The sequence below is a fragment of the Labrenzia sp. 011 genome, from assembly GCF_003075075.1.
Classification (GTDB): domain Bacteria; phylum Pseudomonadota; class Alphaproteobacteria; order Rhizobiales; family Stappiaceae; genus Roseibium.
In genome coordinates this window covers 13,640-27,220 of the sequence record NZ_QCYM01000029.1, presented here as the reverse complement: position 1 = coordinate 27,220, position 13,581 = coordinate 13,640, and the positions used below count along the sequence as shown (strand labels likewise).

The window sequence follows — 13,581 nt, the reverse complement described above, 5'->3', positions numbered from 1 at the left end:
TAGCACGGTGCCGTCACTTCGCCAATGGATCAGATTGCCGGCCGCATCCGACGCCCGTGTTTCACCACGGTCGCCGGCTTGCAGGTCAGCAGATAATCGAGCTGCGACAATTCCAGCGTCAGACTGTCGATCGTGCGGCTCAGGACATTTTCCAGATAGCTTCCTGCCGGAGACCGGTCGCGGATATCGATGGCGCGGTCCCGCGCCTTGCGCAGGTAGACAGACATGCTGCGCACGTCTTCCGGCGTGACGGTCGTCTCCCGTGCTTCCGGCGAGGCGGAGGATGAAGACAGCGCAACGGAAGACTTCTCGAAAGTGGGATTGGTCAGCCGCATCGGAAACCTCAATGTTCATGTTATGTTCTTTTTTTTCTAGCAGGTCGCTCCGCCTGTGGCAAGCCGGATTCTGCGTCGCCGCAAGGACCGGGGGGGGTGGTGGCGGGATGTTCTCGCCATGTGTTGCGCGCTGCGTCCTCAAACGCGAACGTCCGCAATGGGTTCGCTTCCGGATGGTGCCGGAGAACGGGCAAGGGCCGGAACCGCCTTGACGTTCAAAAGGCAAAAAGTTACATCTGTAACTAATTGCATCTCTGGACCGGGAGGACATCATGGATCAGAGAACGGACAGCCATCCGGGCCTTGCGAAAAGCGCCAGTGATGTGACAGATCTTGCGTATATGCCGGGATTCGGCAACGACTTCGAGACCGAGGCCCTGCCTGGTGCGCTTCCCCAGGGAAGGAACAGCCCGCAGAAATGCGCCTATGGTCTTTACGGTGAACAGCTTTCCGGAACGGCCTTTACCGCACCCAGCCATCAGAACGAGCGCACCTGGTGTTACCGCATCCGCCCGTCGGTCAAACATACCGGTCGCTTCAGGAAGATCGATCTGCCCTACTGGAAGTCAGCGCCGAACATCTGCGAAGACGTGGTTTCGCTCGGCCAGTATCGCTGGGACCCTGTTCCGCATCCGGACCGGGATCTGACCTGGCTCACCGGCATGCACACCATGACCACGGCGGGGGACGTGAACACCCAGGTCGGCATGGCCAGCCATGTCTATCTGGTCACGCGGTCCATGGAGGACGAATATTTCTTCTCCGCCGACAGCGAGCTTCTGGTCGTACCGCAGGAGGGCATCCTGCGGTTCTGCACCGAACTTGGCGTGATCGAGCTGGAGCCGAAGGAAATCGCCATCCTGCCGCGCGGCCTCGTCTACCGCGTCGAGGTGGTCGAAGGGCCGGCCCGGGGCTTCGTCTGCGAAAACTACGGCCAGAAATTCGAACTGCCGGGCAGGGGGCCGATCGGTGCCAACTGCATGGCCAACCGTCGCGACTTCAAGACCCCGGTCGCCCGTTTCGAGGATCGCGAGACGCCTTCCACGGTGACGGTGAAATGGTGTGGCGGGTTCCATGAGACGAAGATCGGGCATTCCCCCCTGGACGTGGTCGCCTGGCACGGCAATTACGCGCCCTGCAAATATGATCTCCGGACCTATTGCCCGGTGGGCGCGATCCTGTTCGATCATCCCGATCCGTCGATCTTCACGGTCCTGACCGCGCCGTCGGGTGTGCCGGGAACTGCCAATATCGATTTCGTGCTCTTCCGGGAGCGCTGGATGGTGGCGGAAGACACCTTTCGGCCCCCCTGGTATCACAAGAACATCATGTCGGAGCTGATGGGCAACATCTACGGGCAGTATGATGCCAAGCCGCAGGGCTTCGTGCCCGGCGGCATGAGCCTGCACAACATGATGCTGCCGCACGGCCCCGACAACGCCGCCTTCGAAGGGGCGTCCAACGCGGACTTGACGGCGGAAAAGCTCGACAACACCATGTCCTTCATGTTCGAGACCCGTTTCCCGCAGCAGCTGACCGAATTCGCCGCCAGGGAAGCGCCCCTGCAGGACGACTACATCGACTGCTGGGATTCGCTGGAGAAGAGATTCGACGGCACGCCTGAAGGGACATGGGACAGGGAATGAGCGGAGAGGACAAACCGGGAGGGGAGGACCGGCTGGTCATTCTCGGCTCGAAAGGCGGCCCGGCGATCCGGCCGGGGGGACCGTCGCCGACGAGTTCCCTGCTGGAGATCGCCGGACGGCGCTGCGTGGTGGACTGCGGACTGGGCGTGACCCGCGCCCTCGTGGATGCCGGCGTGGTGCTCAAGGAGCTCGACCTCGTTTTCATCACCCACATGCATTCCGACCATGTCCTGGAACTGGGGCCGCTCCTGCACACGGCCTGGACCACGGGTCTTGCGAAACCGGTGACGGTCTACGGCCCGGAGGGTCTGGAGGACTACTGGAGCGGATTCCTGGCCTCCATGCGCTACGATATCGACCTCAGGATCGCCGATGAGGGCCGCCCGGACCTGCGCGCCCTGGTGACGATCCACCCGCTTCGGGAGGGAGCAGTGCTGCTGGGCGAGGGCGCCGTGACGGTGTCGGTCCTGCGCGTCGATCATCCGCCGGTGACCGATTGTTTCGCCCTGCGCTTCGAAACGGCAGACTGGTCCGTCGTCTTTTCCGCCGATACAGCGTTTTTTCCGCCGCTTGCCGACTTCGCCCGGGATTGCGATCTGCTCGTTCATGAGGCCATGCTGGAGCGGGGCGTCGAGAAGATCGTTGAAATCACCGGCAACGGCGCGCGCCTGCGCGAACATCTTCTGGCAAGCCACACCATGGCACCCGATGCGGCGCGGATCGCAGAGACCGCCGGGGCGCGGACGCTGGTGCTCAATCACCTGATCCCCGCGGACCTGCCGGGCTTCGGGAAGGAAGAATGGCTGGAGGCGGCAGGCGCCTTTGGGGGAGAAACGATCGTCGGCCACGATGGATTGACGATAACAAGGACCGGATCGCGCTCATGAAACTGGCAACGCTCAAGGATGACAGCCGCGACGGCAGGCTGGTGGTGGTCAATGACCGGCTCACCTGGTGCACCGAGGCGGCCCATATCGCCCCCACCCTTCAGGCGGCCCTGGACGACTGGGACCAGGTGGTGCCGAAACTGAAGCTGCTGTCGGAAAGCCTCGCCCATGAAGCGGTGCCGGTGATCCGTTTTCACGAGCATGAGGCTCTCTCGCCGCTGCCGCGCGCCTATCAGTGGGCGGACGGCTCGGCCTATGTCAATCATGTGGAACTGGTGCGCAGGGCGCGCGGCGCCAAGATGCCCGAAAGCTTCTGGACCGATCCGCTGATGTACCAGGGCGGCTCCGACACGTTCCTGGCGCCGCGCGATCCGATCGCGATGGGCGACGAGGCCTGGGGCATCGACATGGAAGGCGAGATCGCCGTCATCACCGGGGATGTGCCGATGGGCACCGGCCCGGTGGAGGCCCGCGAGGCCATCCGGCTTGTCCTGCTGGTCAATGACGTCTCCCTGCGCGGACTGATCCCTTCCGAACTTGCCAAGGGGTTCGGCTTCTTCCAGTCCAAGCCGTCTTCCGCCTTTTCGCCCGTGGCGGTGACGCCGGACGAGCTTGGCGATGCCTGGAAGGGCGGCAAGCTGCATCTGCCGCTGCATGTGGACCTCAATGGAGCGCCCTTCGGCCGGGCGAACGCCGGGGTCGACATGACGTTCGATTTCGGCGAGCTCATCGCCCATGCCGCCCGGACGCGCAGCCTGTCCGCGGGCACGGTCATCGGTTCCGGCACGGTCTCCAACAAGCTTGATGACGGTCCCGGAAAACCGCTGGACCAGGGCGGGGCGGGCTATTCCTGCATTGCCGAACAGCGGGTGGTGGAAACGATTCTGGAGGGCGAGGCCAGAACCCCGTTCCTGAAATTCGGCGACACGGTGCGCATCGAGATGCTGGACGGTGACGGCCAGTCCATTTTTGGAGCGATCGAGCAGACGGTGGAGAGGGCCGGGGCTTGAAATCCTTCATTCCGGACAAGGGCAGCAGGGCTGCACGCAGTTCCGGAAATCTGCGGTTCATTCGCGCGTCAGCGCATGGATGGTTTTATGCGGGCGAGCCCGCGCCGATGTCCGCAGACCGGATCGGCTCCGGGCTGCGCCTCGCTTGTCCGTCAGGACGAGTGCGAGATGAAAGAGACTTGAGGAAAGAAACATGAGCAAGCAATTCGCGTCCGCCGGCGACATGGCCGACAAGGAAATCTCCTTCACGGAAATCGGCCGGGATCTCTGGGCCTTCACCGCCGAAGGCGATCCGAATTCCGGCGTCATCATCGGCGACGACAGCGTGATGATCATCGAGGCGCAGGCCACGCCGCGCCTGGCGAACAAGGTGATCGAGAAGGTACGGTCGATCACCGACAAGCCGATCACCCATCTGGCGCTGACCCATTATCATGCCGTGCGCGTGCTGGGGGCTTCCGCCTATGGCGCCCAGACCGTGATCATGAGCGAAAAGGCCCGCTCCATGGTCGCCGAACGCGGTCAGGAGGACTGGGACAGCGAGTTCGCGCGCTTTCCGCGCCTCTTCCAGGGTCATGAGAGCATTCCGGGCCTGACCTGGCCGACGACCACCTTCACCGACCGCATGACGGTCTATCTCGGCAAGCGGCGTGTCGACCTGATGTTCCTCGGTCGCGCCCATACCGCCGGCGACATGGTGGTCTATGTGCCCGACGCCAATGTGATGTTCACCGGCGACATCGTCGAATATCACTCGGCCTGCTATTGCGGCGACGGGCATTTTCACGACTGGCCGGGCACCCTGGAACGCATCCGCAATTTCAGTCTCGACGCCATCGCACCCGGTCGGGGCGACGCGCTCATCGGTCCGGACATGGTCAACGCGGCGCTTGATTCCACCCGGGATTTCGTCCGTTCGACCTATCTGCCGGTCGCCCGTGTCGCCCTGCGCGGCGGTTCCCTGAAAGAAGCCTGGGACGCTTGCCGGGCGGCCTGCGACCCGAAATTCTCCGACTACGCCATCTATGAGCACTGCCTGCCGTTCAATGTGGCCCGCGCTTACGACGAGGCGCTCGACATCGACACGCCGCGCATCTGGACGGCGGAGCGCGATGCGCAGATGTGGGCGGATCTGCAAGGATAAACGATAAGCGCGGCGGCGACCGCGCCTGCGAGGTTGCCTGCTCCGGGGAGGAGTCGGCAGGGTGGGGTGCACCCTGTCGCGGCCGGAGGGGGCCTTGCCTGAAACACGACCGCCACCCGGCGGTCGAATGTGTCACTCACACAGGAGCCGGGAGGAGAGCCTGTGACCAAATTGTTTGAAGCGCCGCTTTATCCCTACAAGCGCTGCGCCGACCAGGGCGCCGGCAAGCCGGTGCGTCATCCGGTGATCGTCATTGGCGCGGGGCCGGTGGGTCTGGCCATGGCCATCGATCTTGCCCAGGCCGATATTCCCGTCGTCGTGCTGGACGACAACGAAAAGGTCAGCACCGGTTCGCGCGCGATCTGCTTTTCCAAGCGGACGCTGGAAATTCTCGACCGGCTCGGCTGCGGTGACGAGATGGTCCGCAAGGGCGTCGTGTGGAATGCCGGCAGGGTGTTCTTCGGCGACCGGCAGGTCTACGATTTCAACCTGCTGCCCGAAGAGGGGCACAAACGTCCGGCCTTCATCAACCTGCAGCAGTATTATTGCGAGCTCTATCTGGTCGAGCGCATCCGGGCGCTGCAGGTGGCGGGCAAGCCGGTGGAGCTGAGGGGCGGCAACAAGGTTGTCGGTCTTGAACGCCGGGATGACCACACCGCCCTGACAGTGCGCACCATGGAAGGGGACTACGACCTGGAGGCCGACTGGCTGATTGCCTGCGACGGAGCAGGTTCGCCGGCCCGCAGGATGCTCGGCCTCGAGTTCCAGGGGCGCGTGTTCGAGGACAATTTCCTCATTGCCGATGTGATCATGAAGGCGGACTTCCCGACAGAGCGCTGGTTCTGGTTCGATCCGCCCTTCAACCGGGATCAGTCCGCCCTGCTGCACAAACAGCCCGACGGCGTCTGGCGGATCGACCTGCAGCTTGGCTGGCATATCGACAAGGAAGAGGAAAAGAAGCCCGAAAACGTCATTCCACGGCTGAAGCAGATGCTGGGAGAGGGCGTTGATTTCGATCTGGAATGGGTGTCGGTCTATTCCTTCCAGTGCTGCCGTATGGAAAAGTTCCGGCACGGCCGGGTGATTTTCGCCGGCGACAGCGCCCACCAGGTGTCGCCCTTCGGTGCCCGCGGTGCCAATTCCGGCTTTCAGGATGTCGACAATCTCGGCTGGAAGCTGAAGCTGATCCTGTCCGGCAAGGCGCCGGAAACCCTGATCGAGTCCTATGACTTCGAACGCGAAAGGGCGGCGGACGAGAATATTCTCCAGAGCACCCGGTCGACGGATTTCATCACGCCGAAATCCGAGATCAGCCGGATCTTCCGCGATGCGGTGCTGGATCTTTCCGAGCATCACGCCTTCGCCCGGCCCATGGTGAATTCGGGCCGCCTTTCGGTACCTGCCACCTATGACGGCTCGCCGCTGAACGGTCCGGACGCATCCGGACTGCCCGCGCGCACCCGGCCCGGCAGTCCGCCTGTCGATGCGCCGATCAACGGCACGTGGCTGCTCGACGCCATGGGGCATGATTTCATGCTTCTGGGACTGGGAATCGAGGTGCCGCCGCTCACGGAGCTTCTTGGTCTGCCAGTGAAGGGCATCACTCTTTCAGGCGAGGAGATCGGGCCCGATCTGAGGACGCGCTATCTGGGAGAGGCCGGGGAAGCGGTCTATCTGATCCGCCCGGACCAGCATGTGGCGGCCCGCTGGCGCAAACTTGACTGGACGGAGATTACGGGCGCGCTGTCGGTGGCGCTCGGCAGGGAAGGGGAGATCTGATGGCCGATATCGTGACCACGGCAAATCTGCAAGAGCCGGATGCCTTTTACGCGGACCTTGTTGCCGCGCACGACGGGCTCAGCAAGGACGAAAGCGACGCCTATAATGCCCGCCTGATCCTGCTGATGGCCAATCAGATAGGCGATCACGTGATTTTGAAAAAGCTCTTGCAGGAGGCTCAAAGGACATCCCGCAAGGCATGAATTGACATAAATGGTGACAGGGAGCCGGTTTACGCCGGCATCCGTAGAAATTGCGAGATAAATTCGATTGTTGGAACCGGCGACTTGGCGTAGAAAAAACTGTTCGGGAGATATGTAAATATACGCAGCATGACTCGCTGAAGCCGAGAGGATTTCTGGGTGCCGGTTTGGAAACAGTTTTTGCTGACCTTGCTCGTGATCGCAATCGCGGCAGTGGTCTGGGTCCGCTACTATCCGGGGGCCGGAGCGCAATTGTCCGCGCTTGGCATGGACTGGCTGTCCTTCGCCGTCGCGGAGGTCGCGCCGGACAGTGACGGCAAGCCGCGGCGCGGACGCGGTGCGCCGCAGGGAGCGGTTGTCACGACACCGGTGGTGGAAGTCACCATCAACGACCGTCTTTCCGCCATCGGCACCAGCACCGCCCTGCAGTCCGTTGCTCTCACACCCTATACCAGTGGCCGCATGACCGAGATTGTGGTGAAATCCGGCGCGACCGTGAAGCCGGGGGACGTGATTGCCCGGCTCGATTCCGATGCCGAACAGATCGCGGTCGAGCGCGCGGCCAATGCCCTCAAGGATGCCCAGGCGCGCCTGAAACGCATGCAGGTGCTGCTCAAGACCAATACCGCAACTGCCGTCCAGGTCACCGATGCGGAACTTGAGGTGGAGAACGCGCGGCTGCTGCTGCAGGAAGCCCAGCTGGCCCTCTCGCGGCGCTCGGTCGAAACGCCGATCGGCGGGGTTGTCGGCATTCTGCCCATCACCGCGGGAAACTACGTCTCCTCGCAGACAGTCATCGCCACCATCGACGACCGCAGCGAGATCCTGGTGGATTTCTGGGTGCCCGAACGCTTTGCCTCCGCAATTCTCGTCGGTTCGTCGCTGACCGCGACCTCCGTGGCCCGCCCGGGCGAAACCTTCGCCGGTGTGATCAGCGCCGTCGACAATCGTATCGACATCGACAGCAGAACGCTTCAGGTGCGGGCGCGCATTCCGAACAAGTCGGACAAGCTGAGGGCCGGCATGTCCTTCCAGGTATCGATGGAGTTTCCCGGCGAAAAGTTCCCGGCGGTTGATCCGCTTGCCGTGCAATGGGGATCGGACGGCGCCTTTGTCTGGGCCGTGCGCGAGGGCAAGGGCGCGCGCGTTCCGGTCAACATCATCCAGCGCAACACGGACAGCGTGCTGGTCGATGCGCCGCTCACGCCTGACGACGAGGTCGTGACCGAGGGCCTTCATCTCGTGCGCCAGGGCGCGGAGCTGGCCATTGCCGGCCGCAAGCAGGCCCCGGCCTCGGACCAGCCGCCAAAACCCGCCTCGACCGAAAGCGGCTCCTGAAGGACGTGAGAACACGATGAAAATGGATCGTCTCAAGGACCTCGGTTTTACCGGCCTGTTTGTCCGGCGGCCCGTTCTGGCCTTCGTGATCAACATGCTGATTGTCGTGGCCGGTGTTGCCGCGGTCTTCGGTGTCGAGGTGCGCGAGCTGCCCGACGTTGACCGTCCGGTCATCACCGTGAGAACCGAATATCCCGCCGCCGCAGCCGAGACCATCGACCGTGAGGTCACCGGTGTCATCGAGGGCGCCGTCGCGCGCGTCTCCGGCGTCAAGTCGATCTCCTCCTCCTCGACCTTCGGCCGCAGCAGCGTGACCGTCGAATTCTCGGACAATGTCGATCTGGACGTCGCTGCCTCCGACATGCGCGATGCGCTGGGCCGCATCGTCAACGACCTGCCGGAGGATGCCGAACCTTCCCGGATCATCAAGGCGGATGCCAATGCGCAGCCGGTGGTGCGGCTCGGTCTGATTTCCGACACCATGAGCGTCGAGGACATGACTGTCCTTGTCGAGGACGAGATCGCCGACACGCTCGCCTCGGTCCCCGGCGTTGCCGATGTTCAGGTCTATGGCGACCGCAGCAAGATCTTCCGCATCGATATCGACCAGGCCAAGATGGCCAGCCTCAACCTGACGATCGCCGATGTCGCCAACGCCCTGTCGTCCATGGCCTTCGATACGCCGGCCGGCTCCCTGACCAGCCGGAACCAGGACCTGATCGTGCGGGCCACCGCGGCGATCGACACGCCGGAAGCCTTCGAAAACATCATCGTCAACCGGCGCGCCCGGTTGCGGGACTTCGTCACGGTGACTCTCGGGCCGGATCTCGGCCAGACCCAGCTGCGCGCCAACGGCAAGTCGGGCATCGGCCTCGGTGTCATCCGCTCCGCCCAGTCGAACACGCTGGAAATATCCGAAGGCGTGCGCGCCATGGCCGCGCGCATCCAGGAAAACCTCCCGGAAGGCACCTCCATCGAGGTGACCAGTGACGACGCCACCTTCATCACCGGCGCCATTCACGAGGTCGAGATCGCTCTTGGCATCGCCGTCAGTATCGTCCTGCTGATCATCTATATCTTCCTGTGGGACTGGCGCGCGACCCTCATTCCCGGCGTTTCCCTGCCGGTGGCGCTGATCGGGACGCTGGCAGCGATCTATCTGGCGGGATTCTCCATCAACATCTTGACCTTGCTGGCTCTGGTTCTGGCCACCGGACTGGTGGTCGACGATGCGATCGTGGTGCTTGAAAATATCGTGCGCCGGCGCAACGAGGGCATGGGCCCGCGCGCAGCCGCCGTTCTGGGAACGGAAGAGGTGTTCTTCGCCGTCCTGGCGACCACCGCGACCCTGATCGCCGTCTTCGTGCCGCTGTCCTTCCTGCCGGGGCAGACCGGCGGCCTGTTCCGCGAATTCGGCTTCGTGCTCGCCATTGCCGTCTTCCTGTCGTCGATCGTTGCCCTCTCCCTGTGCCCGATGCTCGCCTCGCGCGTCCTGAAGGCTCACTCCGGGGAGGGGACGGCAGGTCACAGCGGCCCTGTCGGTGCCCTCGGCCGTTTCCTCGGCGGTTTTTACCGGCGTTGCCTGAAGGCCTGCCTCGACGCGCCGCTGGTGGTCCTGGCCGTATCCATACTGTTCGCCGCCTCGGCGGGTGTCCTCTTCGGCACCATCAAGTCGGAACTGACACCGTCCGAGGATCGCTCCATGGCCTTTCTGCGCATCTCCGCGCCGCAGGGGGTCAGCCTCGACTACCTGTCCCAGCAGATGCAGCAGATCGAATCCCTGTTGCAGCCCTATCGCGACAGCGGCGAGATCGTCAGCACGTTCTCCATCGCCGGCACCGGCGGTTCCAAGAACAGAGGCTTCATGGTGATGCGTCTGGCGCCCTGGGAGGAACGCTCCCGCTCGCAGCAGCAGATCCTGTCGGAAGTCAATGTGCTCGTGCGCGACGTTCCGGGCGTGCGCGCCTTCGCCTTCCAGCCCAACAGCCTCGGTATCCGCGGGGCGGGCTCGGGTCTTCAGTTCGCCATCGCCGGCAGCGACTACGCCCAGCTCGGCTCGGCTGCCGAGCGCATCATCGCGGCGATGGAACAGGACCCGCGGTTCCGCCAGGTGCGCCTGTCGACGGAAGCCACCCAGCCGCAGCTTTCGGTCTCCATCGACCGCGAACGCGCTTCCGATCTCGGCATCGACATCAACGGCCTGGGCTCTGCAATGCAGGCCATGCTGGACGGACGCAAGATAGGTCAGGTGTTCATCAACGATCAGGCCTTCGACGTGAAATTCGTCTCCACGACCAATCCGGTCAACGATCCGACGGACATGGAGAACATCTTCATCCGAACCGGCGACGGGCGCTTCGTCCCGGTCTCCACCATCGCCACCCTGACTGAAAAGGCGGTGCCGCCGTCCCTGGACCGCGAGCAGCAGCTGCGCGCCGTTGCCATCACCTCGGCGTTGGGGCCGGGCGTCGCGCTCGGCAATGCCTATGCGGCGGCGCAGGAGATCGCCGGACCGCTCCTGCCGCCCGGCGCGCGCATCATCCCGCTCGCAGAGGCGGCGACACTGGGCGAGCAATCGTCCAGCATGGCCCGGACCTTCGGGTTTGCCATCGTCATCATCCTGTTGGTGCTGGCCGCCCAGTTCGAAAGCTTCATCAGCGCCATCATCATCATGGCAACCGTGCCCCTGGGTCTTGCCTGCGCGGTGTTCGCCATGCTGCTCACCGGCACGACGCTGAATGTCTATTCGCAGATCGGTCTGGTGCTTCTCGTGGGCATCATGGCCAAGAACGGCATCCTGATCGTCGAATTCGCCAACCAGCTGCGCGACCGTGGCCAGGGGGTGCGCGAGGCGATCGAGAATGCCGCCAACATCCGCCTGCGGCCCGTCATGATGACCATGATCTGCACCATTGTCGGCGGCGTGCCGCTGATCATGGCCAGTGGCGCGGGCGCCGAGGCACGTATCGCTCTGGGCTATGTCATCGTCGGCGGTCTCGGTCTGGCGACCCTGTCCACCCTGTTCCTGACGCCGGTTGCCTATCTCCTTCTCGGCCGCTTCATCGTTCCTGCCGCCAGGGAGGAAGAACGCCTGCACAACGAGATCGATGCCGCAAGGTCGATCGGCCAGGTGCCGGGGGAGTAGGGCGTCTCCCTGCGTCCTTGCGGACACTCTCCTGAGAACGCATGGGAGAGGAAAACAACAGGACCTTGCCGCCTGCATCATGGTTCCCGCGTTCGCGAATATGCCGGTCTCACGGCAATCGCCTTGCCGGGCCCCTGCGGAGATCCTACGCGTGCAGCCCGTCGCGGCCGACGGCCGGCAGCGTGATGGCGATTTTTTCACCCAGAGAATTCGCCGAAGAGACAAGTTTTGCGGCGATCGCTGACAGCCGGTTCGTCATTTCATCGGTGGTGATGAAGGGGATCGTGATTGACGCCACGGTCTGCTGTGTCGTCCCATGGCGCACCGAGGCGGAAAGTTCGCTGATCGAATCCGTGGACCGGTTCGAGGCTATGGCATAGCCCTTCTTCCGGCAGTCCTGCGCGGTGTCGAACAGGCGCTGCAGGGAAAGCGGGTCCACCTTTTCGCCGGATGTATCCAGGGCGGATTTCAACTCGTCTCTGGTCTCGAAGTCGGACATGAAACAGGTGCCCGCCGAAGTATCCAGAAACGGCATCTTGTAACCCACCTGAACGCTCAATCCGTAGCTTTGCGTTGCCGTGAAGCTGGTGACGACAAGCAGCGAACTTCCCTTGAGGATGGAGAGGTGGTTGGACAGGCCGGTTTCGTCGGAAATATTCGCCAGATAGGGGGTCGCCAGTTCGGCCAGTTTGCTGGCAACGGACCGGTCGGCCCCCAGTGTGCTCAGCCGGTCGGTGAGACTGAAGAGATCGTCACCGTTGCGCCGTATATATCCTCGTTCTTCCAGCACGATCATCATGCGGAAGATCTCGTTCTTCGACCGGCCGATGCCGGCGGCGAGCTGGGAGAGAGACGGACGCGTATCGGTGAGAGACAGAAACTCGAGAATATCCAGGCCCTTCTCGAGCGCCGGGGCGGAGTACTTTTGCAGTTTTGTTCTTTGTTCGGACACAGTAGACCTTACCGCCAGTTTTCCTCATGATTGCGGGAGCGCGCACGCTCCCGCAAGTTGGCACGGCCGTGGAGGATAAGACAGCCAGCCCTGTTTACTTCAAGCCATTCCGCTTGAGAATTTCCTCGGCATTCTCCGGGGTGATGGCTTCGGTCCCCATGACAATCTTCTTCTCGACCTTCTCGCCGGCCAGATGTTTCAACGCCTGACGCAGACCTTCGGCACCGGGGGTCGGGTAAAGGAAGGTTGCAGCGAGCTCACCGTTGGCGACCCATGTCACGCCTTCTCCGGGGAGACCGTCAACTCCGAGGAAGATGATGTCCTTTTCGCGTCCGGCGTCCTTTGCGGCCAGATAGGCACCATAGGCCATCGGGTCATTGTGGGCGTAGACCATGTCGATGTCTTCGTAGTTGCGAAGCGCGGTCGCCATGATGTCGTAAGCCTGGTCCTGCTTCCAGTCGCCCGATTGCCGGTCGAGAAGGAAGGTGACGCCTTCTTCGCCTTCAAAGGCTGCGTGGAAGGGGTCGGAACGGTCGAACGTCGCCTGCACGCCGAGACCGCCATAGATCTCCACGATGTTGCCCTTGGCGTTGCCTTTGCCGCCCAGAAGATTCAGCGCGTAGGCGCCGGCAGCTTCGCCAATCAGAACATTGTCGCCGCCGACCCATTGGACGAATTTGTCCGTATCCACATTACGATCGAGGACAAAGGTGGGGATGCCGGCATCCGCCGCCTGTTCCACAACGCCGGTCAGCCCGGCCGATTCCTTCGGCGAGATCAGAATTGCATCGACTTCCTGGCGGATGAAGTTCTCGACATCGGCCACCTGCTTTTCGGTCCGGTCGTTGGCATCGGAGATAATCAGCTCGACATTGTCATGCAATTCGGCTTCCGCGCGCAGGTCCTTGTTGAACTGAACGCGCCATGGTTCGACAGTGGTGACCTGCGAAAATCCGATGACGTATTTTTCAGCGGCGATAACAGCGTTCGATGTGAGCGTTGTCGTGAGCGCAAGGGCGGCTACAATCAGCCCCGACCTCTTGCAAAAACTTCTTCTTTTCATAGTCTACTCCCTAGTCGGAATGCAGCCTGCAAGCTGCGTTTTGATAGCTCTAACCCCGTGATCCTCCACGATTGAGGGG

Annotated in this window: 11 protein-coding genes; 8 read left to right on the top strand and 3 right to left on the bottom strand. The window is 62.9% G+C overall.

From position 1 onward, the window contains the following. Nucleotides 1-29: 29 nt before the first annotated feature. Entirely contained in the window at nt 30-335 is a 306-nt protein-coding gene (locus tag DCO57_RS23360) for a hypothetical protein (RefSeq protein ID WP_133192720.1), read from the bottom strand. Nucleotides 336-607: 272 nt separating this feature from the next. Here DCO57_RS23360 and hmgA point away from each other — a divergent pair, with 272 nt between their 5' ends. From hmgA to DCO57_RS20730, 8 genes are all read left to right on the top strand, one after another. Next, a complete protein-coding gene (gene hmgA, locus DCO57_RS20765; RefSeq protein WP_116700837.1) occupies nt 608-1,981 on the top strand; it encodes a homogentisate 1,2-dioxygenase in 1,374 nt (457 codons plus the stop codon). After that, a complete protein-coding gene (locus tag DCO57_RS20760; RefSeq protein WP_116700850.1) occupies nt 1,978-2,868 on the top strand; it encodes an MBL fold metallo-hydrolase in 891 nt (296 codons plus the stop codon). Before hmgA ends, DCO57_RS20760 begins: the two co-directional genes overlap by 4 nt. Continuing rightward, nucleotides 2,865-3,878: a fumarylacetoacetate hydrolase family protein gene (locus DCO57_RS20755; RefSeq protein ID WP_116700836.1), complete on the top strand. Its 1,014-nt coding sequence runs from the start codon at nt 2,865-2,867 to the stop codon at nt 3,876-3,878. The genes DCO57_RS20760 and DCO57_RS20755 overlap by 4 nt, the downstream gene beginning before the upstream one ends. Before the next feature lie 193 nt (nt 3,879-4,071). Then, nucleotides 4,072-5,022, top strand: a complete 951-nt coding sequence (locus DCO57_RS20750; protein WP_116700835.1) for an MBL fold metallo-hydrolase — start codon at nt 4,072-4,074, stop codon at nt 5,020-5,022. 162 nt (nt 5,023-5,184) lie between these two features. After that, nucleotides 5,185-6,801 carry an FAD-dependent oxidoreductase gene (locus DCO57_RS20745; RefSeq protein WP_116700834.1) on the top strand — a complete coding sequence of 539 codons (1,617 nt, stop codon included), beginning with the start codon at nt 5,185-5,187 and terminating at the stop codon, nt 6,799-6,801. Further along, nucleotides 6,801-7,004: a DUF2783 domain-containing protein gene (locus tag DCO57_RS20740; RefSeq protein WP_116700833.1), complete on the top strand. Its 204-nt coding sequence runs from the start codon at nt 6,801-6,803 to the stop codon at nt 7,002-7,004. The genes DCO57_RS20745 and DCO57_RS20740 overlap by 1 nt, the downstream gene beginning before the upstream one ends. Before the next feature lie 159 nt (nt 7,005-7,163). After that, nucleotides 7,164-8,342 carry an efflux RND transporter periplasmic adaptor subunit gene (locus DCO57_RS20735; protein WP_116700832.1) on the top strand — a complete coding sequence of 393 codons (1,179 nt, stop codon included), beginning with the start codon at nt 7,164-7,166 and terminating at the stop codon, nt 8,340-8,342. A gap of 16 nt (nt 8,343-8,358) precedes the next feature. Continuing rightward, nucleotides 8,359-11,487 carry an efflux RND transporter permease subunit gene (locus DCO57_RS20730; RefSeq protein ID WP_116700831.1) on the top strand — a complete coding sequence of 1,043 codons (3,129 nt, stop codon included), beginning with the start codon at nt 8,359-8,361 and terminating at the stop codon, nt 11,485-11,487. Between the two features lie 145 nt (nt 11,488-11,632). Here DCO57_RS20730 and DCO57_RS20725 read toward each other — a convergent pair whose 3' ends face one another. After that, nucleotides 11,633-12,439, bottom strand: coding sequence for a helix-turn-helix domain-containing protein (locus tag DCO57_RS20725; protein ID WP_116700830.1), 807 nt, complete (start codon nt 12,437-12,439; stop codon nt 11,633-11,635). A 94-nt stretch (nt 12,440-12,533) separates the two neighbouring features. Then, nucleotides 12,534-13,502, bottom strand: coding sequence for a substrate-binding domain-containing protein (locus DCO57_RS20720; protein ID WP_116700829.1), 969 nt, complete (start codon nt 13,500-13,502; stop codon nt 12,534-12,536). Nucleotides 13,503-13,581 lie beyond the last annotated feature (79 nt).